The organism is Vibrio halioticoli NBRC 102217 (assembly GCF_000496695.1).
Classification (GTDB): Bacteria; Pseudomonadota; Gammaproteobacteria; order Enterobacterales; family Vibrionaceae; genus Vibrio; species Vibrio halioticoli.
Genome location: NZ_BAUJ01000019.1, coordinates 78,244 through 99,783, shown reverse-complemented (window position 1 = coordinate 99,783; position 21,540 = coordinate 78,244). Strand labels below are relative to the sequence as shown.

Here is a 21,540-nt window from a genome sequence, read left to right as displayed (position 1 = left end):
ATCATTGTCTTATAAGGCACTGATCAGACTAGATGGAGTGATCATTTATCAAAGATTGACTGACCCATTTGATCGATAAACATCTGGGCTTTCTTAATCATTAATTCATTTGCGTCAGCTTTGCTACCGAGAACATCTGAACGAATAAAGCGATGAGTTTTTACTGAATCACCTTCGCCGCTAGTAATGCGGCCCGCAATCCTAAACAAACCCCCTTCGGCAATTGGCTCTGCATAAATTAAAAACGTCTTATATTCTACTGGTTCGACTATTTCTTGCTTTTGAGTATCTGATGAACCAAAAAGACGACTAAACCAACCCATAAACTCTCCAAAACTCTTAGATTTACTGCTACTAAATCTATGTTAAACGGAGTTTAAAGGCGAGCACTATTCGTAGAAATTGTCGTTATGCATCACAAGCTTATGCGATTAAAAATCTTGATCAGTTAAATTTAAGAGGAGAAACACAAAATGAAAAAATAGTGAAGTGAACAAACGCCACAAACAGTGGCCTCGTTATCATGCTAACAATCGGCTCTAAAACATTAATCTGGGTATTAATGTTCGTTAATAAGGAAGACTAAGGTGCCCCCTTTTAAGCTACTTCCGTAGTTAATATTTAGCCCTAAACCTATATTATCAATATAGTCTTTTAAAAATGGCACTGACATTACCCAGCCTGCACTCCATTCGTAATAATTGGTTGTGCCCATAGGATCTTCAAGATCACCACCCACATCAATGCGACGCAAACTGGTAAAGACTGTCTGGCCATAGCCACCTAAATGACCAATGTCGTAAAAGCCTTTAATACCATTGATCCAATACCAACCACCTGGGTTCCCAACATTCCCTTCGTTTGCTTCACCCCAGCCCACGCCGTAGAAGAACTTCAGTTCGGTAAACGTTTCCCAATGTCCCCAATCTTGTGGTTTAGTGTAATGCAGCTCGATATTCGGTTTAACGGTAAATGCCCACGCATCGGTATTAAATGCCCGTCCATCTAGCTGCTCTCGGAAGAAGCTACTAAATGAATTTCGGTACGTATAATCATTGCGGTAGTACATTAAGTTAGTGCCAATACCGGTATTTAAGGTTAAATGATCGGTAAAGGCATAACCTGCGCCATATTTGGTGGCAAACGTATAATTTTGTTCTTTGCTCGTATCTTGTGGTTCTAGAGGATCATCACCATAGGAGATATTACGCTTGGTTTCTAAATATGAGCCAACAAAGGTCAAATCTTGGGTAATACTAGTGCCATCGGACAACGGCACTGCGGGTAGATCTAAAGTATAAGGAATGGTGTAAATAGTGATCTGTTTACGCAGTTCTAGTGATTCTTCACTGCCAATATTATCGTTATTGTCTGTTAGAAAACTATTCGGGTCGAAATCTTGAAAACCAAATGAAATCGCTTCACTATCACTGAGCAGAACCGCAGTAGCAAAGTTTTGCTCCAGTATTTTACGTAATACTTCATCTGCGTGTGCCGACGCTGTCAATAACAGCGCCATCAGGCATAGTAAACAACGATTCAAACTTACCCCGTAAAAATGCATAACAATCCATTGCAGTAAACAATAGCCAGTTTAATCTTTGCTTTCACTAACTATTTTAAGGTTTTAAGTTGTTTTAAATTCTAATTGACTAATATTTGATCTTAGAAAATGAAAGAGTGCGCATACCAAACGACAGCATAAGGTTTCTTTTTACACAAAATGTCGCTAATTCCACCAGCAAAATCTCCTGCCTCTTTATTTATTATAGATTCATCACCCAATAGAGCCGAATAGTTTGACATTTCTCAGTAACTTTTTACGATGAAAATACCATTACAACTAGGTATGTACTTATGTCAGAAATAATTGAAGATCAAACCATCGATCTAAGTGAAGTTTCAGCGGAATTACGCCAGGTTATCGAATTCGATGAAGTGCCTGAGCAAATGTTCCAAATGGTTGTTTCCATACATGAGGCCGGTGAAGAAGAAGTGCGTAAAGCGTGGAATGAACTTCCTGCCAGTGCGCAAAACGTTGTCGATAACTTTGAACAATTCCATGCGCTCACTTCGGTAAGCCAATCTTTTGCAGGTGTGGGGCTATTAGAAGAATTCCCTACCCTGAACATTCCGGAAAACATGACCGAAGAAGAGACCAATAACTATAAAGCGCAGTTGCTCGATCAAGTGCTATTTAACTGCATTAAAGATATGGTTAAACAGATGAAAAAAGCGCGTCGAGATCCTATCTTGAAGCGTGACTTTAACAACGTATTTCTAAAAAATTAGACATCTATTTAGCCCTAGTGAGTTTGACGCTGCTAGGGCTTGTTAGCCACATTCAATCATTTCTTAACTCATTAATCGTCTAACTAATCTTTAGTGCTTAATACGATGCCAAGTTTTGCTGGGTAAAGCTTACCCCTTTGATTTGTGCGTACACTTTTAGCCCAAGGGTTAAGTTCAATTCTTCGGTAGCCCACTGAGTTAGAGTAGATTTCAGTAGTAACTGATCATCTAACTTCAAGGTAATCAAATTTGAGTGCGCGTTAATAGCACTGATATCCACAATCGACACAGGTATCCGATTTCGGATAGAGCTATCACTATTTTGTGACAGCGTCACGGACACATCCTGCGCATTAATTCTAATACGCATACACTGACCCACTTTATCGGCCAATCCTTGGTCTGGTACCCATAAATTATGATCCGCCACTTTCATTCTACGCATTGCATAACGTTCGTGGCGCTCAGCAACCTTTGCGTTAAGCAAAGTGCTGTGCCTTTCTCCTTCTTGCCACAAGGCAAGAGTGCCGCTATTCCATACCGTTTCGACGTTACCAAAATCCACCACTTTGCCTGACTCAAGCACCAACAAGTGATCGGCTAAATGCATCACCTCTTCTAGGCTATGCGTCACATACACAATGGGGATTTCTATCTTCGATGAAAGCTGATTAAGGTATTGAATCACCTCTCTTTTACGCGGAATATCCAAACTAGCAAGCGGCTCATCCATTAACAATAATTGCGGATCGCTCAGCAAGGCGCGCGCTATCGCCACGCGTTGCTTTTCGCCGCCGCTTAAGGTGTTTGGCTTAGCTTGCAATAGATGATCAATCCCTAATAATGCCGTGAGCTCCGCAAGGCGAACATCAGCGCCATGCTTGGCCGCGCCAAATAACAGATTGTCTTTGATAGAAAGATGAGGAAACAAACGTGCATCTTGGAAAACCACCGCCACTTTACGCTTCCACACCGGAATATGGGTGTTATGTTGTGTATCTAGCATGGTTAACTGGTTTAATTTTACATGCCCTGATTGAGGCGTTAATAAACCTGACAGTACATTCAGCAGGGTTGATTTACCGCTTCCTGAGCGCCCAAACACCGCAGTGACACCCTTTGCTGGCAGTTCACCTTGGATATCAAAATGTTGACTATCAAATTGATGGGTAAATGAGAATTGTAAGGTCATTTAATTAACCCCAATTTTTGTTGAGAGCGACGCGACAGCCATTCGCTAAAAAATAACGACAGTAAGGCAATGATAATAGCTATGATGCACAAGCGCATGGCTTGAAATTCTGCGCCGGGAGTTTCCAAAAAGCTGAACATCGCCAAAGGAATCGTTTGTGTTTCACCGGGGATATTTGAAACAAAAGTAATGGTCGCGCCAAACTCGCCAAGACTGCGAGCAAACGCCAAAACCAAGCCCGATATTACCCCTGGCATAATCAAGGGTAAGGTAATGCGTCGAAACACAGTGATAGGGTTTGCGCCAAGCGTCATAGCCGCCTGTTCTAGTTTGCTGTCCACCGACAAAATGCTCAGCCGTATCGAGCGTACCATGAGAGGCAGAGCGACTACCGCCGAGGCAAGGGCAGCACCCTTCCAGCTAAATGAGAAATCGATACCCAGATAGGTATTTAACCATTGGCCCACTGCGCCTTGCTTACCAAACACAATAAGCAATACATAGCCGATGACCACTGGGGGCAAGACTAGCGGCAAATGTATCAGGCCATCAAGTAGGCTTTTGCCATAAAAATCTTTCTTGGCTAATAACCATGCTAACGCTATACCCACAGGCAAGATCGAAATACTGGCCACAAGCGCCACTTTCAAACTAAGAATAAGAGCAATGGATTCGATCTCGGTAAGCATGAGGGTCCTCTAATTCAATACTTGTAACGTGCTTATCGGTTGTAGAGCTTCATATAACTAGTGAGTCGCCGCCACTATTTTTGGTGCTGGACTAAAGCCTAGTTCACCCAATACATCTTGCATTGGCTTCGCTTGCATCATTTTATACACCTGATTGGCATTAGATTTGTCTGTCAGCAATAACATCGGATATTGAATAGGTGCGTAATGTTTCGCCGGTATGTGAGCCAGAACCTTAACCATCTTCGATTGTTTGGCATCAGTGGCATACACAATGCCAACAGGCACTTGCTTGCGCTCAACCATTGCCAATACCGCACGAGTATTTTTCATCGGTGCGGTCTTCTTCGACAATGACGACCACACGCCAAGCGATACTAAGGCTTGTTTAGCGTATATACCCACTGGCACCGTATTGGTTTCGCCAATGGCTATCCTACCGTTTCCTATTAACGCCTGCCAAACCATACTGTCTGAAAGTGTCGGAACACGCGGTAAATCATCACCACTGATCACCACCAGCTCGTTCCCCGCAATCACATGCGCAGGTTGAACGCCTTTATTTTGCTGCTGCTCTAGATAATTCATCCACTGCGTATTCGCCGAAATAAAAATATCCGCAGGTGCGCCATTGGCAATTTGTCTCGCCAATGACGATGATGAGCCAAATACACCTTTTACTTCGATATTGTGCTTAGCGGCGATTTGCGCCAGATTTTGCACCACTTGCGTCATAGACGATGCAGCGTAGACATAAACAGTTTGCGAAGAGTTGGCAAATGCATTGCAAGAAAGGGTCAGTAACAGAAGAGTGAGAAAACGGTACATAATGTGCTTATTGTAAAGGTGCCCATTTTAGGGCACCGAATCATGAGTTATTTGCTCGCTTTAGGCTGCACATATCGTCGACTTACATCGACAATGGCAACATCTCGAACAAAACTTCGTCCAAGTAATACAGGGAAATCAAGATGAGAACGATCCACTAAAGTAAACTCTGTTTTTTCTTTCAGATCTGAGATTTGTATCCATACAGCAACCACAGGACGTTTGTCAGTATCCTCGGTGCTCGATTGTTTTATTTTGGCAAAACGAACAACAGGCAAGCTAATTTCTTTGCCTATTTTGCCATTGTGTGACGGCTTAAACTTAACCCATTGCTCACCGTCACGTTCAAACTGTTTTATCTCGACAGCAGACAATGAAGAAGTCGTCGCACCTGAATCTATGCGCGCCTTAACGGTCGCTTTAAATTCAGGAAAGTAAATCCATTCTCTTTCACCAAGAATCAACTTACCATCGGCTGTTTTAGTCGGTAAAGGAGCAGGCTTTACCTCCTTCTCTACCATTTCAGCTTTGGGTTCTTCTTTTTCTACGACTTCTTCAATCGCTTCTTCAGGCTCTTGTTCCATAACCGGCTGCTCAAACTTCACCTCTTGTTGCTCTTCCTGAGCAGGTGGCGCTGTTGTTGAACATGCAGCCATAGAGCCTGCTGCTAATGCGATACTTAAAATTTTCCAATGTTTCATCCTATCCACCTGTACAATTTTAGTTTGTTATATTTTTAGTTGCTCAGTCGCGCATTAACGCACCGCCGCAATTGAAGATGCGACATACGCTAAATCTTTTTCTCTTAAGCCGGCAATGTTAATACGTCCATCATTAACACCATACACGCCAAATTCTTCACGCAATCGAACCATTTGCGAAGCCGTGAAACCTAAAACGCTAAACATGCCTTTGTGCTGCTGTATAAAGTCAAAATCGTGCGAACCTGTGCGCTCTACAAGCTCTGAACACAAGTTGGCGCGCAAGTTGACCAAGCGTAGGCGCATTTGCTCTAGCTCTTGTTGCCATGCCGCTTTTAACTCATTGTCTAACAACACAGTTTTAACTATAGACGCACCATGAGCAGGAGGCATAGTATAAGTTGTTCTGGCCATCTGTAATAATTTGCCGCGCGCATTTGTGGCATGTGTTGCTTGATCCGCCACAATAATTGCACTACCGGTTCTTTCTCGGTACAAACCGAAGTTTTTAGAACAAGAACTGGTTACAAGTAGCTCAGGTAAATTGCTCGCCATATGCTGTACGCCAAACGCATCTTGCACTAATCCATCACCAAAGCCTTGATAAGCAATGTCGATAAATGGCAAGAAGCCGTTTCTTTGCGCTAATTCAGTCACGCTCTTCCACGCCTCAGGCGTTAAATCTGCGCCCGTTGGGTTATGACAACAGCCATGCAAAAGAACCACATCTTTTGCTTTTACTTTTGCCAAGTCTTCCAGCAGTGCTGATGTGTCAACTTGCTTAGTCGCCACATCAAAATAGCGATAATGCTTAACTTTTAGACCCGCCGCTTCCATCACTGGTTGATGGTTTACATAGCTTGGGTTACTCAGCCAAACCGTGGCACCTGGGTTACTAAAGGCTATTAATTCAGCCAACATGCGTAGACCGCCACTTGCGCCCGGAGTTTGAATTGAGCTAGCACGAGAAGCCACCGCAGCATCAGGTAATACAAGGCTTAATGCCGCAGCATTAAACTCTTCGTCCCCTGCCATACCTACGTATGCCTTAGTCGTTTGCTGTTCAAGCACTCGCGCTTGCGCGGTAAGTACCGATTGCATGACCGGAGTGACACCGTCACTGTTTTTATAGACGCCAATACCAAGATCAACTTTATTATCACGTTGGTCTAAACGGTAAGCTTGAGAAAGAGACAGGATAGGATCCTGTTTAGGTGCAGTTAAGTTGGAGAACATGAAAGTCACAACCCTTTGAAATTCATTTGGATAGTGTCACGTTATCATTTGCGCGGATAAATCGAAACCGTTAATCGGGGTTAAACTGGCTTGCTGGGGAAATTTATTGGGATTGAGGTGATTGGAGAGTGTTGATGCTTGGCTCATTTGGGCTGTTGGAGTCTGTTTACAAACAAAGTGAAAGACAGCTGATTTACTCCCTTTCATTGCCTTGCTATATTTTTATTCCTTGATTCACTATATTGCTATCAATTCGAAGAGGAAATCATGGTTAAGAATACAAATGCGACTTTAGAAGACCGAGAAGCCAAACTTCATACCTTGCGCAACAAGTTAGAACAAGGCGAGCAAAGCGCAATCGCTAATTATAGTTACGAGTCTTTAATTTAAGAACTTGAGCAAGATGACATGAGCACTAATACCCAAATTTGTATTACCAGATAATGTAGAATTAGATCTTATTAAAATCGCAAAATACACTGAATCTATTGCAGTTTAGACGCCTTAGTCACTTGTATAGCAAAACCTGTTTGTCAGTGAATGAGTTTAAAATTATCTACATTTTCTGACTCAAACCTTGCAAATTTTTCAATATTACGAAGATCATGGACATCATAAACATTAACACCTAATGAGTTCATTTCATCTTCTATAGAGTTAAATGCAGCCTTAAGGTTTTTATCATTGTACTCAGGACGATCAATTGCGAAAAGAAAGTCACTAGCATCAAGAGTGTTTGAGTTTAGTAAATGCTTCACTCTTGAAATCCAAAACTCACCATGATCGAGTAACTTTAAAGGCTTGTCTTGGTAAAAACTGAGAGGTTTAATCGCTTTCGTTGTGACTCTATCTGTCGCAACCAGAGGTAGCTCAAAAGAAACATAATCTGCATTTAGTTTACTCTTAGTAAACTTATATCTCGTTATGCCATCTAATTGTTTTTTCAGGTTTTGAACTAAAAGCGTCTCTCGATGCTCTTTAGTGTTAAAGCTTCTACCAACATATTGCTCAAACAACTTTTCTAGAACAAGTTCAAATGATTCATTCGTCAAAAGAGCTGCAGTTTCACTAAAAGTAAGGAAGCCCTCTCTTTGTCTGGTAACTTCATCCATGAAACCAGCCAAGTCCTTTCCTCGCATTCCTTTAGCAAAATCTTGAATACGCTTAAGCTCGAAATGAAACATTTCGATAGCATTAGAGTATAACTGACCATCAAGGTCATCAAAAAACTGAGAAACTCGACCAAATCTTTTATTTGCTAGTTTAAATAACACGCTACCTGTTTGAGGGGCATGAATCACGATACCGACATTGGCAAACTCTTGAGTTTCAGTAAAAGGCATAAAACGTATTACTGAATAACGCACTAGATTTTTCATTTTATACCCTCCCAAAATACAGATGTTCTAAAGCGCAATAATGTTACTCGAATATCTTCTACAATACCAATATCAACGCAGTTTTCGAGCCATTCGTCCGGTATCGACTCTAATATAGAGTCTAGTTCACTAACACAATTTTCCAGTAGTTCTTTGTAGTAGTCATGATCTAGTAAAGATCTTTGTTCAGCAAACCAAGCACTTGACCCCACATGGAGTTCTTTCAACTGACTAAACGTCTCATCATGATCTTTATCAAAGGCAAGGTTATGGTCTAAAACAATAAATGACTGAAGATCCGAGCGGATAAATAGATTCGGATTACCGCCACTTTGCGTAAGATTACGATCACCATTTTTCATCCAGTAATCAAATAAAAACAGTAGTTTTAAACCTTCCAAGTCAAGCTCACATAGCTTTTGGTAAGGGACATCTTGAATATTCTCTTCGTACTTAGAAGCAAACCAATCCCCTTCGCTGAGCTCATAATGTCCAAACTCAAGTAGAGAACCATCAACGTACGCAATTTCAAAATCAGGTACTGGTAACCCAATAGCCTTTCCTAACTTTCCACATACCCATTCGTTAATTAATCCTCGATATGTAGTATTAGGCCCTTTTACAATATACTGATTACCATCATCGCCAACACAGAGGTAAGGCCCTGTTTGGCCTTGTTTCATCTTCCTAATTATCCTTTCGATGTAAATCATATATAGCTGTAACTATGTAAAATTGATGCTTGTAAGTTATCATAATCGTTACATAAGTCGATATCTAGTTGGGTGGTTATAATAACGAATGATATCGATTTCCCACTAAATAACGCGGAAACCTCCGCTAACTTCAGTTCATATGAAACAATTAGGGCTAGAATCAATTCAAAAAAGAACTGTCCACATTAGGAAACATTGCTCGATATAAAGTGAGAAGTTTTCTACAGCAAATCTGTTCTAAGCAGATGAAGGGCGTATTCGAACCACTTTAGATTCAATTAGTTATAGATTTTTAATTGGGTTAGAATGAAAAAAGGAACAGATTATAAAATCTGTCCCTCAATAGGTCGTTTTGATAACAAACATCACTCAACACCTCATAATAAGACGCTAAGTAACCTGCAGGCGCTTAATCTAATGTAAAGCGGTGAATGACTTGGTTTGAGCTGCCTCGCCATTCTAAACGAGCGTCGGCTAAGTCTTTTTCAAACTTGCCGTCAATTAAAGTATCTACGTAGTTAACTACTTGTTGTTGCTCTTCACTAAGCTCTGCGAGAACGTAACCCGTCCACATCCAGATATCCTTTCCGGGACACTCTTCTTTTACTCGCTTTACCAGCTTAAAGATTGCTTCAAGATTACCCGGATAAAGCGGATCGCCACCAGACAGTGACAGCCCTTTGCGCTTGATGCGGGTATCGTTGAGATCAGCAATCACTTGGTCTTCCATTTCTTGGGTAAATAAATGCCCAGAGCTTGGCGACCAAGTCGATTGATTGTAGCAGCCACGACATTGATGGATACATCCAGAAACAAACAAGGTGCAGCGTGTTCCTAGCCCGTTGACCACGTCAACTGGGTAATAATTGTGGTAGTTCATCAGTGTGTTGCTCGTGCTAATTGTTTAAATGGTATTGCTATAGTCACTTACTTATAAGTGTTTTACGCGACGTTTCACTTCTTCTTGTTTACCGAAGTTAAACGGACGTGCATCTGGGCTACCTAGATAACCACACACGCGTCGTGTTACCGATACTTTGGCTGAATCGTGGTTGCCACAGTTAGGGCAGGTAAAGCCTTTGCTCGTACACTCAAACTCACCGTTATAGCCACATTCATAACACTCATCAATTGGCGTATTAGTACCGTAGTATGGAACGCGCGTATAAGCGTAATCCCAGACGTTCTCTAATGCTTCGACATTGCGCTGCATATTCGGGAACTCACCGTAGCAAATGAAGCCACCGGTTGAGATCATTGGGTATGGCATTTCAAAATCAATTTTGTCGTACGGGTTAACCTTTTTCTCCACATCTAAGTGGAAGCTATTGGTGTAGTAACCCTTATCTGTTACGCCGTTGATTACGCCGAATTCTTTAGTATCAATTTGGCAGAAACGGCTGCACAAGTTTTCACTTGGTGTGCCATACAAGCTAAAGCCATAGCCTGTTTCTTCTGTCCACGCATCCACATTACGTTTTAGATAAGCAATAACAGCCACGGCTTTTTCGCGTAGTTCTGCGGCGTCAAACACATGTTGCTCAGTGCCGTATAGAGCGTTGATCGTTTCATGAACGCCAATATAACCAAGAGAAATAGAAGCTCGGCCATTTTTAAAGATTTCAGAAACCGCATCGTCTGGTTTCAGACGTACGCCACATGCGCCTTCCATATATAGGATAGGTGCAACGCGTGCTTTGACGTTTTCTAAACGGCTAATACGCGTCTCCAATGCTCGACGTGCTGTGCTTAGTTTTTCGTCCAATAGCTCGTAAAAACGCTCTTCACTGCCCTGCGCTTGAAGTGCAATACGTGGCAGGTTAAGGCTTACCACACCAAGGTTATTACGACCATCGTGGATCATCTCGCCGTTTTCTTCATAAACGTTTAAGAAGCTGCGACAACCCATTGGCGTTTTAAATGAACCTGTCACTTCAACCACTTTGTCGTAGTTAAGAATATCTGGGTACATACGCTTGGTTGCACACTCTAGTGCCAGTTGCTTAATGTCGTAGTTTGGATCGGTTGCTTTATGATTTAAGCCATCTTTGATGCCAAAGACTAATTTAGGGAAAACAGCGGTCTTACTGTTTTTACCCAAACCTGCAATGCGGTTTTTCAAAATCGAAGTTTGGATCAATTTAGACGCCCAAGAAGAGCCTAAACCAAAGCCAAAGGTCACAAATGGAGTTTGACCATTATGTGATATAGTTAAAACTACTCTCACTAATAATGAAGCGGCAAACCGAAGAATTACATGCTACCCGTTGATTTAAAAGGGTGATAATATGTAATCCATGTTATCTTCTCTTGCGGCTTAAGGATATTTACTCTCATGAAACTGAAGCACTTGTACATTGAAGAGCATGAATCAATACAGGTCTCTGACAATAGAGTCATTGATTCTGTTCATACAAAACTGTTTAGAAAAGCAGACAAGAGTGAAGTCATCGAATTTACTAAATTCGTTAATTACCTAAAAACTTTGACTGGAAAAAACGGTAAGCCACTAAAACCAAACACCATGCTTACGTACAGTAATGCGGTCATAAGGTTTATTGATTACTTGCATGAAGCCGATATAAAGTTTCAGTTTGATCAAGCAGACCTACATTACGTATCCAGAGTCATAAACAATTATCCGTACTACTTGTCTAAAAACGACAATCTTATCGAAGATGCCTTGCTCAACACTCTTAGAGAAAAAATGGATGGCTACAAGCCCAACCTCGGGAATAATGCTGTTAACCTTCATGCAGTTGGTGTCGATCACTTTTTAAAATTTAGTGAACGTGAAGCTAAAGCTTTTCACACTCGATTTGCGAGAGAGAATGGATTCTCACTCAATGACTTCAACTATCAACCTGCCTTTGCCGAAGTTTGGAACAACAACAAAGTTAGCCAAGCGGAAAAACTTCACTGGCAAAACAATACATTGTTAGGTGGGATCATAGGTGCTAACAATTACAGCGGACTGTCAGAAAGAGTACTTAAGCGACTACAATCGGAAGATGCTGAAATCCGATCTTATTGTGAAATGACGCAAGAACAAATTCGTGACCTTTTATCATTACCATCATTAAGTAAACGGGAAAGATTACTTTATGCATTAATACATGCAACGGGTTTACGGATTAGTGAAGCCTTAATGCTTCAATTCAGTCACATAGACTTTACCAATCGATTGATTTACATGAAGAAAATCGATTTTCGTGGTTTAACACTAATCGAAAAACAATCTTGCAAGTCCGAAAAGGGAAGAAGCACTAAAGATGATATTGTCCACCTCTTTGGTGATGCTGAGGAAGTTTTCTGGCTTGCATTAGAAGACTATCTCGGATCTAGTGAGTTTTGCTCAAACTTCAGTCACGACTTTATCTTTGTATTCCAAAAGGGATCTCGTAAAGGCCGCCCTCTCCTTTTAGTTAATCAAGCCAGAAGAAACAAACGCAGTCTCAGCAATATAGAAAAAAAATATAAGCTAGCCCTCAACAAAATTGGTGTGTCGTACATCTATGGATTTCATTTGGCTAGACACACTCTCATCAATTACCTATTAAACGAGTATCCCACAATAGAAGAAATGGAAGACGGAAGCCAAAGGATAAAATTTGGATTAGAAGTTCAAATAGTGAAAAAACTTATTGGGCATGAGTCACTTAATAGTACTTTACGTTACATTAAGATTGATGAAGATAAAGTAAAAGATGAACATGCCAAAGCACGTATCTTAGCTCGTATAGGCAATTTATCTCATGAAACAACAGCCTTGATCGAACAAAAGTTGTATCACGAAGAGCAAGCTAAAAAAATCAATCTAAAACTAACTCAAATCGAAAATTTCAGTGCAGAGGCTAACAATGTTTAATATCAGCAATCAAGTTATTTTCCCTAATGGGGAGCAGCAAGCTAACAATCAAATACCTATTATTGCTAATGCATTAGCAAATGATGTTCATGATTTTTTCACTGATGTAGGCGTTGAAAAAAAGTACGACCTAAGCAACTCCGCACTTGTCGGCACTAACATTTCAAATGGCGTTGCAGATGCTCGCTGGGCAATTATTGAACTTAAACAAAATATAATAATCACAGCGCAAGAATTATATCAACTTGCATGCATTGGTGATGGTACTACGAACTACAAAGTTAATGAGCAAAGAGCCAACGATCCACTACACAAGCAGCATTTAGCAGCTACTGAATTCATAAAAAAAGCCAAATATTTAGCTTCAAAAATGGGCGTGAATGAAGAGATTTTAACAAGCAATTTATTCAGTAATCTAATTCACTTATCAAGGTGTTTATTAATTCGCCTATGGCGATCTGGGCATATTATTCTGCCGATTTCACATACTATTGTGTCTAACAACCTACACTCTTTTGTTACGTTTAAAGCCAATAATAGACGAAATACCCCCCCTATGTTTGGGGCTACAGATGAGTACGTCAAAAATCTATCTGCCAAATTTGAAGCGATTTTTTTTGGGTACGAGAGTGCAAACCTGATTGAGCGTGAGATTGTAAAAGTTAACCGAGAAGAAGCTAAACTTGGCATTAATTCCACTAACTTTTTACTTTACTGCGGTCAAGTAACTGAAACTCTAGATTTAAGCAGTTTTGATGAAGTAACCCGACTAAGCGTGCTTTGGAAAGAACTTAACCACAAAAAGCAATCCCATTTAGCAATTCTCAAACAATTAACTGATTCAGTTAAGCCTTTTGAAGGCTTTAGCTCTGGGCTAACAAACTTAAAACGCATTTGCACAGGCTCACTGAATTTTTTTCACACAGACTCTCTTCAAAGTCACAGTAGAAAGCTCACAGAAACAGTAAAAAATGAAATAAAAGTTGCCCTGAGTCCCTGTGAATTCGATTTTAGTGCAGTTTTGTTCGATAAAGATGAACAAGCTTTGTTCGATTTTGTTGTTAGTAACAATGTGAACGTAGTCAATAAAGCCTTGAATGATACATTAGATGTAAATTTTAAACATTGGGATGAATATCAGCACCAAAGTTTCAAAAGACAAGCAACTACAAAGTCAGCGCAAACACAATACACTGCGGGCTGGAATACAATAAGACGGTATTTGCTCTATGTAGCGGCTTGGATAGAAATGTTCCCAGATGTAGCTAAATCTCAATCAATTACGATACCCGAAACGCTAAAGCTTCTTGACCGAGAAACGTTCGTTATACGTAGTTTTTCTAATCTGGATATTGATAATGAAACTTGGCCTCGAACCCTTTCAGATTTTTTATTACAACAATCGGAGCAACTCCCAACGAGCGTAAGAAGCTGTATATTAAGTATTAATGAAAATTTCGCTTTAGATCAACAACACGTACCTAGCCAAGCAGTGATTTTATCCAAGGAGTTTACTCAACATTGGCATAAGCACTGTAATGGTATTGCTCTTGGGGCGCATAATGAATCAGTTAAACAAACGATTTCTCGTGAAGAGTTTCCATTTCTACTAGAGACCGCTTATTCACTTGAAAGCTTGGGAATGTATCTTCAACAACGAATCCTAGAGGGCTATACACATACTTTACTTGGCTTCACATCCATGTCAACACTACCAAAAGCGAATCCGTATTCATTTATCGACCTAAAACCAAAACGTTCGACCCGACTTGGAGAGTTTACACTCAACTATCAGAACACTAGTCCTATTCGTCTTGCCATCCCCCTCAAAGCATATCAACTTAAGAAGGGGACTGCTGTAGTAACAAATGATTTACAAATACAAAACCTTCGAAATCAAGTGTTTTCTGAGCCAGTCGCTGGCTATACCCCAATAGCTTGGTACTTAAATGATAGTTTAGAGTATCAGTACTTCCGTTTAGATCAGCCCTCCTCAACACTATCAAATCCCTTCTGTATGAATAAAACATCAAAAGTACACATTGATGGTAAAAATATATCAATTCCTTTACTAGGTCCAATTCGAGGAGCGACAGTAGCCTTAGAACAAGGGATTCGACATATACATATCCGACATCTAGATGCGCGACATTTTGATAAGTATGCAACAGATAACACTGATGTTACTCACCTACTTGTACAAACGGAAAAGACGAACAAACGACCTTGGAAAGCCCCCTCTCATCAGGATGTTATTAGTATTCTGAGGTCTGAAAGGGAGTTTTTAAGACTACGAACAGATAGAAATATCGGTGATCTAATCAAGTACAGTTCTTCAAATCAAGAAATTGACGTTCTATTTCGAAATGCAGCAGGAAAAGCTTTTGGAGAACAACAGTGGAATGGTGTCTGGGATAATCTACTTTTATTAGCTCAACAGCTAATAAATACACACTGTGGTGAGTATGTTAATAATTGTCAATTCGTTAAAATGGTTCCATTGACACCTGATGATCCAATGACTTATCTCAACTTTGTTAATAAATTAACTGCTCAGAATTCTCATGTAAAACGTTCATTTGTTGATGAAAGCAAATTGCATAAACACAAGTTTGATGGGATAGGACACAGAATCAAGTTAATGCCTATCGTAACACCTCATGGCTCACGAACTACATTTGTTTCACACCGTATAGGACATATGCCACTACATCTATTGGCGAGGACAGTTAACCAGAGTGGCAAGACAGCGGTTTACTACGGAGTTGAGAATGCTGAAGAAACAAAAGCATTATTCGAATCGAGCCGACAAGCATTAAAAATAATCAAACGCACGGATAGTAATGAAAGCGTACGAATATCTAGTAAAGCTGTTTCATCAAAAGTCGAAGATGCGTTTCTACAATCGCCTTCAGAAGCGATGAATCTTTACGGCATGACTTCTATACCGTTAGTCGTGATTGATAAAGAAGGAAACGAGATACAAAAAAAGACTGGCTTAGACCTACTATCATCGACCCCACACTCAATGATTGCATTTGCAGATACTCATATATGTGTCCATAACCTCGAATGCCCAGCCGAAATTGTTGATGAAAATGGAGGCTTTCAACGTTGTGGTGTTTGCAGGATTAAAATATGCCATATTGATAATCTTGTATCGATATCAGCAATGATGGAAAAGTTAGAAATAGATGAAACACTGACTGGTGAGGAATTGAAAAGCTTAAACTCCAATTCAGATTTGGACAGTAATTTCGTCAAGCAAGAGAAAAAACGATTAAAGCAGAAGATTGATGTTATTAGTAGTGAAAAAATTGGGTGGGCAATTGCTCAAGAAGCTGTTGAAACACAGCGACAAAGACTACTTGGAACTAAAAATAATCAGCATAGCCGTTTTATGATTCCCGCACCTACACTGCTGAAAGAAAGCATTAAATGTGAAAAAGTTCAACAAAAGGTTGCTGAAATATTCTTCAACCATGCACTCACTACGGATGATATTCCTTCTCTCAGATCCGATAAGCTCAGAGTTGTCATGGCTCGGTTAACACAAAAAGTACAGTACCTGTCAATGAGTGCAAGCTCACAGCAAAGACAGCAGCTAGCAATAAGCTATCAAGAACAAAACTTAAGCCCAGACCATATTTTAGCGCCAATACTTGCGATGATCGATGCTGGAATTATCAACAAAAAGCAGATAATTGAGACTCTGGACACTGAGCTTATTAATAAACCTGTTCCACAGAAAAGCCTTGTTCAGAATCAAATAATCAAAACGTTGGAGAGTATAGAACATGCCTAGTCGAAAAGAGTTGATGCTTCTTCGTTTGAAGCTTTTAAGGGACACAGTTAGTAAAATTGAACGTTCTAAAAAGCTCTACAGTAAAGTGAAAAATTTGGATCATCTTGCAAAAATGACTGTTGAGATCATGACGGAGGATCATGCACAGGATGCTATTGGTTACTCAACCCTGCTTAAACATAGCGGGCAATATCGAGGTGTTCTTGAAGAATCACTATCAAAAATATCGAAGCTAAACGCTAGTTCACTTTCAAGCAGAAATAAGCAACATGGCAACTTGTCGATACTGGACTCAGCACCGTCAAATTGGGTTGCTGAAAAGGCTCTTTTGCAGTGTAAAATCAGCAACTTAAATGAAAAATTAACAAAGTCTCATCAACGAAATGAACAGCTTGAGTTAACATTAGCGCAAATAGATCAACAACTTGGAAATGGAAATACGAACGTAACAGGGAATAATACGGAGAACGAGACTAGAAAAATGTGCCATGCAATGGCACATCTCCTAGATTGGTTAAACAGTTCAGATCTAGGAGTCATTTATGAGCAAAACAACAATACAATTACGGACATTTACGGTGAAGTTATCGTAAATAGCCAATACTTGACCCCTTATTTTGATTGGCAATCTAGCAGAGAACATGGAGGAAATAATGAATAAAATTTTTCCTCAACAAACTTTGACTCCTGAGCAACAAGCACTAAAAGGACCAGCCAAAAGTAAACTTTATCGTCAGTTGTATGATGGTTGTATTGCAAAGATGAAGAAAGAAGGTTTCTCATTCCCAAGAGACAAAAACAATGCGCTGGGTATCAATGTCTCTGAACTTGCACGGTGGTGTGGATTCAAAAGCCGTCAAACAATCAACGATAATTCGTATATTCAAGCCAGAATTAAACAAGACATCATTGAGCTAGGCATTAGTAACAGCACTCTAAATTTGTCAAGCAATGAGAACCAAACTATAGAGACCGACAGCTCAACAATAAATAACCATAAAATCAACAAGTTACAAGAAAAAATCTCAAACCAAGAGTTAATAATTCAAGATCTAGAAGCGCAATTATTAGCTTGTAAAGCTCATAGGAACAACATCGAAGGAACTCACTTAAAACAAATAGAGAATATGCTGCTGGGCGGAGGACGTACTTTTGCAAACTAATTTTGTTGTCACCAGTTGTCAAAAAGACGAGCTAAACGAAGCTTACCAAATATATGCTAAGTGCCTAAAATATCAGAAAAGATTATGCATCACCATAAGTGTAGAATTTGTATATAGAGCACCAGAACCAGCAGAGATTTGGCAATTTACCCCTTCCGCAAGACCGTATGCAACAAAGTACTGTTTACACTATCAAACCAATGCGATTCAACCACGATTCGATTTGATAATGACGTTTGATAAAGAGTTATCTTTGCTAGAATGTGGTAATGCCCCCTTTACTCTCCCCCAATTACTTGGCCACCTTTTAGATAAACATCCTATTTTCTATCGTTTAGGTTGCAAGCGTAAACGACTAGAGAAAACAATAAAAGCAGCGGGAAGTGCTAGGAAATTCATCAAAATACTCACTGAACAAAATCTATCTGCTCTAAGTGTCGCATTTAACAACCCCAAAAGAGCACTTGCTGTAATGCTAGCATTCAACAATCTAGTAAACGAATTCGATTACATCGAATTCATTCAATCTACTGGGTATGACATTAGAACTGCAAAATATTTATATGAGCTATTAGGACTCACTGCAAAACAATCTCTATTGCAAAACCCCTACCTACCCCTCCAGTTTGGCGCAAAGTTTGTAAATGCATGGGGGGTGGCAGAAAGAATAAATAAACAGTCACCCTATTCCCCAAAATACCGATTTCTAGGCGCTATAGATACAGTGGTATATCGAGCCTTAGCTAATGGTCATACAGCCATTCCTATTGACGAATTCAATCAAAAGCTTGGCTCACTCATCAATAAAAATAATGTAGATAATGCAGTTCAAATTGCATTAAGTGAACGAACTCTATGCAAGTCTTCAGATGAAACAGCGTACCAGGGCATTGGCGTTGCTTATATTGAATCTAAGACCGAGATGTCGATACAAAGGTTAATCAAACAAGCCGACTTCTATCTATCACAATCACGATTTGACCAATTGATCAGTGAGTTTAAAATCCTCGTTAACTTTGCACTTACTCATGAGCAAGTGAACTTAGTCGAAAAAGCAACCACCCAACACTTGACAGTTGCGCAAGGAGTAAGCGGCAGTGGTAAAAGTACCGCCCTATCCGCTATAAAGTATATTTGTAATCATGATGAACGTGACTCGTATTATCTTGCCCTTTCTGCTGTGGCAACAAAGCGCATTCGAAAAAGCCTTATAAAACACAAAGTAATTAGGGAAAAACGCAAAGGATTAGTCGCAAAAACAGCGATGGAAGAATGCTGTTTTACTCTACGCTCATTCATTAATAAACTGACATCTAGCAGGCTCAAGCTTAAAAATAACTGTTTAATTGTTGTCGATGAAGCATCAATGTGTGATTTGTCTATCATTTCAGAGCTTCTACATGCGCTTGAGAGCCACGATGCTGACTTTTCACTCCTGATGGTCGGTGATGTTGCCCAAGTTGCTCCTGTAGGTTTTGGGGCTGTTTTTCAGCCTCTGGTCGAAGCAAGAATTAACTATGTAGAGCTAACATCATCATTACGACAAAGTACGAATAATCCAATTCAAAATTTTGCTACGCTAGTAAGAACTGTTGGTCATAAAGATACTAAACTGAATGAGCATGAAATAGATTTCAAAAAAGAACCCAATGCACACCTACCACCTTATCAATCAAAATTAAATAATGGAGTATTTAAACTTGCATGTACAAACCAAGATATCCCTGCTACATGCTCAAAATTACTCATAGCTTTAGGAATCTATGAAACTCAAATCATCACTCCTTTCTCGACTTATAAACAGTTTGTTTCGGTTGATGAGATAAACGAAGCATGCATGCTTACTATCAACCCCGAAGGACGTAAAACATTTGGTTTTAGACAAGGTGATAAAGTTATCGTAACACGCAACAATGAAGAGCTAGGATTATACAATGGCGATATGGGGGTAGTTCTGCGCATCGTACATGAGTATAACAGTGCAAAAAAATTAATAAAAAAATTGATATGTAATCTCAACGAAACACAGATCGAATTGGATGAAGAACATATTGCTCAAGTCGGCTTAAATCATAGTTATGCTGTTACGATACACAAAGCGCAAGGATCTGAATTCAAATATACTATTGTGGTCATACCATCTTGGGATAGCGCACTAATCGAAAATAGTCTAATTTACACAGCTCTTACTCGTAGTACTGAAGCAACTATTTTTGTCGGCGATATCCAGGCATTAAATCGTGCAATTAATCGTACACCAAATGCTAAATCGCGATATTTAGGTTTTACTCCGCCTGTAGGTGAGCAGTTCAGAGTATCTTAGGTGGATTAGCCTAGACTCAACCTGTCTGTTTCCATACTACGATATAATCAAATCTGGCAGATTAGTTCTATAGCCCACTAACAGAGGGGGCTGTGATTTAGACCCCTCGCGCCCTGATCTTGACCTAGCTTGCCATTCTTGTAATTCAGGGTCATTACGTTGCGAGTCAAAATCCGTATTAGCCATTAAGTCTTTGATGTCAAACTTTGGTTTTTTATCCAATGCCTTCACAAAGAACCCGTCCTCTTTACGGATTAGCGTGACTTTAGAACCTGGCTTCAGTTGCATTTCAGCTAAGAATTCATCAGGAATAACAATTCCTGTCGAACTTTCAATTTTTATGAGAATTGTTTCCATCTATACCTCTAACAGCCATACTGCATGCTTGTATAATGTAATTTAAAGCCTGAAATCGCCCTACAGTTCGTTTGATAGACGGCTCTATACATTATTCAGACCTTTCTTGTATTGATTCAAAAATTTCTTCATCACAGGGCAATAAGTCCTGTACAGGACATTCTAAGACATAAGCGCACAAATAAACCTTCTCTAACGCTACGTTGGTTTCACCTCTCTCTAGATTTCCGACATAGGTCTTACTTAGACCACTGAATTTTGCCAGATCGCCCTGCAACCATCCTTTTTCTTTTCTCTTTTCAGCAACTTTTCTACCGAAGCTAACTGCTATTTCTTTTTTCATTTTAATTCTCAAACCAATTATAGTTGGTTTTTTTCGTTCAAACCAACTATAATTGGTTTCGTTGTCGATTTTGGAGTTATTGTATGCAAGATTCATTTGAAGAAATTATGTTAATGGCACTATGTACCAAGGTGCCTCAAGTCTTTTATTTGAATGACCTAGTTAAACAGATTGAAAGCGATTACCAGGGAAATTTGTCTCAAAGTTCTATCAAGCGATTAGTCGAACGCTTACTAGAGTCATATGAATCTGAAGATCAGCCAATTATTCAATCGCTTGGCAGTAAACAAGCCGTTGGCGCTATTTACAGAAAGCTCTATACTGAAAATGAGCAAGGCGAACTCATTAAGAGTTACCCAAAATTGCCAGACTATTTTGAGATCGAGCACATCAAAGAAGTACGCAATACCATAGATGAAAAGCTAGACTTGCTTGAGAATCAAATTCACGCATATCAAAGATTGAGCTATAGCTTCCCTCAAACTGAGGATTGGTCTGATGCAAAGTTAAGACGACTTCTAAAACAAAAAGCATTTCTCACTGAAGATCTTGATGTCATTGACGAACTTCTAGCAGAAACACAGCATCTAGAAAACAAGTGTGATTCGTAGAAATCACACTTTTAATCTTTCATTCCAACATCAATAT

21 protein-coding genes are annotated in these 21,540 nt (G+C 39.8%); 8 read left to right on the top strand and 13 right to left on the bottom strand.

What is annotated here, in order from left to right; translation table 11 throughout:
- Positions 1 to 41 precede the first annotated feature (41 nt).
- Positions 42 to 323, bottom strand: a complete 282-nt coding sequence (locus tag VHA01S_RS07610; protein ID WP_023403776.1) for an HlyU family transcriptional regulator — start codon at positions 321 to 323, stop codon at positions 42 to 44.
- A gap of 236 nt (positions 324 to 559) precedes the next feature.
- Entirely contained in the window at positions 560 to 1,543 is a 984-nt protein-coding gene (locus VHA01S_RS07605; RefSeq protein ID WP_240432764.1) for a Solitary outer membrane autotransporter beta-barrel domain, read from the bottom strand.
- A 314-nt stretch (positions 1,544 to 1,857) separates the two neighbouring features.
- Here VHA01S_RS07605 and VHA01S_RS07600 point away from each other — a divergent pair, with 314 nt between their 5' ends.
- A complete protein-coding gene (locus VHA01S_RS07600) occupies positions 1,858 to 2,292 on the top strand; it encodes a DUF3069 domain-containing protein (RefSeq protein WP_023403774.1) in 435 nt (144 codons plus the stop codon).
- A gap of 97 nt (positions 2,293 to 2,389) precedes the next feature.
- Here VHA01S_RS07600 and modC read toward each other — a convergent pair whose 3' ends face one another.
- From modC to VHA01S_RS07575, 5 genes are read right to left on the bottom strand one after another with little or no spacing between them, the layout of a single operon-like run.
- Positions 2,390 to 3,484, bottom strand: a complete 1,095-nt coding sequence (gene modC, locus VHA01S_RS07595; protein WP_023403773.1) for a molybdenum ABC transporter ATP-binding protein ModC — start codon at positions 3,482 to 3,484, stop codon at positions 2,390 to 2,392.
- Complete coding sequence (modB, locus tag VHA01S_RS07590) at positions 3,481 to 4,173, bottom strand: molybdate ABC transporter permease subunit (protein WP_023403772.1); 693 nt, start codon at positions 4,171 to 4,173, stop codon at positions 3,481 to 3,483. Before modB ends, modC begins: the two co-directional genes overlap by 4 nt.
- A gap of 57 nt (positions 4,174 to 4,230) precedes the next feature.
- Positions 4,231 to 5,001: a molybdate ABC transporter substrate-binding protein gene (modA, locus tag VHA01S_RS07585; protein WP_023403771.1), complete on the bottom strand. Its 771-nt coding sequence runs from the start codon at positions 4,999 to 5,001 to the stop codon at positions 4,231 to 4,233.
- A 47-nt stretch (positions 5,002 to 5,048) separates the two neighbouring features.
- Positions 5,049 to 5,702 (bottom strand): ATP-dependent zinc protease family protein, encoded by a 654-nt coding sequence (locus tag VHA01S_RS07580; RefSeq protein ID WP_023403770.1) that lies wholly within the window; start codon positions 5,700 to 5,702, stop codon positions 5,049 to 5,051.
- 54 nt (positions 5,703 to 5,756) lie between these two features.
- Positions 5,757 to 6,938 (bottom strand): amino acid aminotransferase, encoded by a 1,182-nt coding sequence (locus VHA01S_RS07575; RefSeq protein WP_023403769.1) that lies wholly within the window; start codon positions 6,936 to 6,938, stop codon positions 5,757 to 5,759.
- A 267-nt stretch (positions 6,939 to 7,205) separates the two neighbouring features.
- Between VHA01S_RS07575 and VHA01S_RS18345 the strand changes: the two genes are divergently transcribed.
- Complete coding sequence (locus VHA01S_RS18345) at positions 7,206 to 7,328, top strand: type II toxin-antitoxin system ParD family antitoxin (RefSeq protein ID WP_119006070.1); 123 nt, start codon at positions 7,206 to 7,208, stop codon at positions 7,326 to 7,328.
- Between the two features lie 143 nt (positions 7,329 to 7,471).
- Here the strand turns inward: VHA01S_RS18345 and VHA01S_RS07570 are convergent, their stop codons facing one another.
- The 4 genes from VHA01S_RS07570 to nrdD all read right to left on the bottom strand — a co-directional run bounded on the left by VHA01S_RS07570 (position 7,472) and on the right by nrdD (position 11,287).
- Complete coding sequence (locus VHA01S_RS07570) at positions 7,472 to 8,317, bottom strand: DUF3037 domain-containing protein (RefSeq protein WP_023403768.1); 846 nt, start codon at positions 8,315 to 8,317, stop codon at positions 7,472 to 7,474.
- Positions 8,314 to 9,030: a HipA family kinase gene (locus tag VHA01S_RS07565; protein WP_039970388.1), complete on the bottom strand. Its 717-nt coding sequence runs from the start codon at positions 9,028 to 9,030 to the stop codon at positions 8,314 to 8,316. The genes VHA01S_RS07570 and VHA01S_RS07565 overlap by 4 nt, the downstream gene beginning before the upstream one ends.
- 412 nt (positions 9,031 to 9,442) lie before the next feature.
- Positions 9,443 to 9,913, bottom strand: coding sequence for an anaerobic ribonucleoside-triphosphate reductase-activating protein (gene nrdG, locus VHA01S_RS07560; protein WP_023403766.1), 471 nt, complete (start codon positions 9,911 to 9,913; stop codon positions 9,443 to 9,445).
- Positions 9,914 to 9,964: 51 nt separating this feature from the next.
- The gene (nrdD, locus tag VHA01S_RS07555; RefSeq protein WP_255209304.1) at positions 9,965 to 11,287 is read right to left on the bottom strand and encodes an anaerobic ribonucleoside-triphosphate reductase; all 1,323 of its coding nucleotides are present in this window, start codon (positions 11,285 to 11,287) and stop codon (positions 9,965 to 9,967) included.
- A gap of 81 nt (positions 11,288 to 11,368) precedes the next feature.
- Here nrdD and VHA01S_RS07550 point away from each other — a divergent pair, with 81 nt between their 5' ends.
- Genes VHA01S_RS07550 through VHA01S_RS07530 form a run of 5 tightly spaced genes read left to right on the top strand, consistent with a single transcriptional unit; the run spans position 11,369 to position 20,192 of the window.
- Positions 11,369 to 12,901, top strand: a complete 1,533-nt coding sequence (locus tag VHA01S_RS07550; RefSeq protein WP_023403764.1) for a tyrosine-type recombinase/integrase — start codon at positions 11,369 to 11,371, stop codon at positions 12,899 to 12,901.
- Positions 12,894 to 16,706, top strand: coding sequence for a hypothetical protein (locus tag VHA01S_RS07545; RefSeq protein ID WP_023403763.1), 3,813 nt, complete (start codon positions 12,894 to 12,896; stop codon positions 16,704 to 16,706). The genes VHA01S_RS07550 and VHA01S_RS07545 overlap by 8 nt, the downstream gene beginning before the upstream one ends.
- Complete coding sequence (locus tag VHA01S_RS07540; RefSeq protein ID WP_023403762.1) at positions 16,699 to 17,367, top strand: hypothetical protein; 669 nt, start codon at positions 16,699 to 16,701, stop codon at positions 17,365 to 17,367. Before VHA01S_RS07545 ends, VHA01S_RS07540 begins: the two co-directional genes overlap by 8 nt.
- Positions 17,360 to 17,869: a hypothetical protein gene (locus VHA01S_RS07535; protein WP_023403761.1), complete on the top strand. Its 510-nt coding sequence runs from the start codon at positions 17,360 to 17,362 to the stop codon at positions 17,867 to 17,869. Before VHA01S_RS07540 ends, VHA01S_RS07535 begins: the two co-directional genes overlap by 8 nt.
- The gene (locus VHA01S_RS07530) at positions 17,859 to 20,192 is read left to right on the top strand and encodes an AAA family ATPase (protein ID WP_023403760.1); all 2,334 of its coding nucleotides are present in this window, start codon (positions 17,859 to 17,861) and stop codon (positions 20,190 to 20,192) included. Before VHA01S_RS07535 ends, VHA01S_RS07530 begins: the two co-directional genes overlap by 11 nt.
- Positions 20,193 to 20,228: 36 nt before the next feature.
- On the opposite strand, the gene VHA01S_RS07525 is transcribed toward VHA01S_RS07530, so the two are convergent.
- Together VHA01S_RS07525 and VHA01S_RS07520 are read right to left on the bottom strand one after the other, a co-directional pair.
- Positions 20,229 to 20,549, bottom strand: coding sequence for an AbrB/MazE/SpoVT family DNA-binding domain-containing protein (locus VHA01S_RS07525; RefSeq protein ID WP_023403759.1), 321 nt, complete (start codon positions 20,547 to 20,549; stop codon positions 20,229 to 20,231).
- 91 nt (positions 20,550 to 20,640) lie between these two features.
- Positions 20,641 to 20,892: a helix-turn-helix domain-containing protein gene (locus VHA01S_RS07520; protein WP_023403758.1), complete on the bottom strand. Its 252-nt coding sequence runs from the start codon at positions 20,890 to 20,892 to the stop codon at positions 20,641 to 20,643.
- A gap of 83 nt (positions 20,893 to 20,975) precedes the next feature.
- Between VHA01S_RS07520 and VHA01S_RS07515 the strand changes: the two genes are divergently transcribed.
- Complete coding sequence (locus VHA01S_RS07515) at positions 20,976 to 21,503, top strand: hypothetical protein (protein ID WP_023403757.1); 528 nt, start codon at positions 20,976 to 20,978, stop codon at positions 21,501 to 21,503.
- Positions 21,504 to 21,540: the final 37 nt, after the last annotated feature.

What these genes read in the sequence shown, in the direction of transcription:
- VHA01S_RS07610 (WP_023403776.1), bottom strand. Translation starts at nt 323, where the DNA reads ATGGGTTGGTTTAGTCGTCTTTTTGGTTCATCAGATACTCAAAAGCAA.
- VHA01S_RS07600 (WP_023403774.1), top strand. Translation starts at nt 1,858, where the DNA reads ATGTCAGAAATAATTGAAGATCAAACCATCGATCTAAGTGAAGTTTCA.
- modC (WP_023403773.1), bottom strand. Translation starts at nt 3,484, where the DNA reads ATGACCTTACAATTCTCATTTACCCATCAATTTGATAGTCAACATTTT.
- modB (WP_023403772.1), bottom strand. Translation starts at nt 4,173, where the DNA reads ATGCTTACCGAGATCGAATCCATTGCTCTTATTCTTAGTTTGAAAGTG.
- modA (WP_023403771.1), bottom strand. Translation starts at nt 5,001, where the DNA reads ATGTACCGTTTTCTCACTCTTCTGTTACTGACCCTTTCTTGCAATGCA.
- VHA01S_RS07580 (WP_023403770.1), bottom strand. Translation starts at nt 5,702, where the DNA reads ATGAAACATTGGAAAATTTTAAGTATCGCATTAGCAGCAGGCTCTATG.
- VHA01S_RS07575 (WP_023403769.1), bottom strand. Translation starts at nt 6,938, where the DNA reads ATGTTCTCCAACTTAACTGCACCTAAACAGGATCCTATCCTGTCTCTT.
- VHA01S_RS18345 (WP_119006070.1), top strand. Translation starts at nt 7,206, where the DNA reads ATGGTTAAGAATACAAATGCGACTTTAGAAGACCGAGAAGCCAAACTT.
- VHA01S_RS07570 (WP_023403768.1), bottom strand. Translation starts at nt 8,317, where the DNA reads ATGAAAAATCTAGTGCGTTATTCAGTAATACGTTTTATGCCTTTTACT.
- VHA01S_RS07565 (WP_039970388.1), bottom strand. Translation starts at nt 9,030, where the DNA reads ATGATTTACATCGAAAGGATAATTAGGAAGATGAAACAAGGCCAAACA.
- nrdG (WP_023403766.1), bottom strand. Translation starts at nt 9,913, where the DNA reads ATGAACTACCACAATTATTACCCAGTTGACGTGGTCAACGGGCTAGGA.
- VHA01S_RS07550 (WP_023403764.1), top strand. Translation starts at nt 11,369, where the DNA reads ATGAAACTGAAGCACTTGTACATTGAAGAGCATGAATCAATACAGGTC.
- VHA01S_RS07545 (WP_023403763.1), top strand. Translation starts at nt 12,894, where the DNA reads ATGTTTAATATCAGCAATCAAGTTATTTTCCCTAATGGGGAGCAGCAA.
- VHA01S_RS07540 (WP_023403762.1), top strand. Translation starts at nt 16,699, where the DNA reads ATGCCTAGTCGAAAAGAGTTGATGCTTCTTCGTTTGAAGCTTTTAAGG.
- VHA01S_RS07535 (WP_023403761.1), top strand. Translation starts at nt 17,360, where the DNA reads ATGAATAAAATTTTTCCTCAACAAACTTTGACTCCTGAGCAACAAGCA.
- VHA01S_RS07525 (WP_023403759.1), bottom strand. Translation starts at nt 20,549, where the DNA reads ATGGAAACAATTCTCATAAAAATTGAAAGTTCGACAGGAATTGTTATT.
- VHA01S_RS07520 (WP_023403758.1), bottom strand. Translation starts at nt 20,892, where the DNA reads ATGAAAAAAGAAATAGCAGTTAGCTTCGGTAGAAAAGTTGCTGAAAAG.
- VHA01S_RS07515 (WP_023403757.1), top strand. Translation starts at nt 20,976, where the DNA reads ATGCAAGATTCATTTGAAGAAATTATGTTAATGGCACTATGTACCAAG.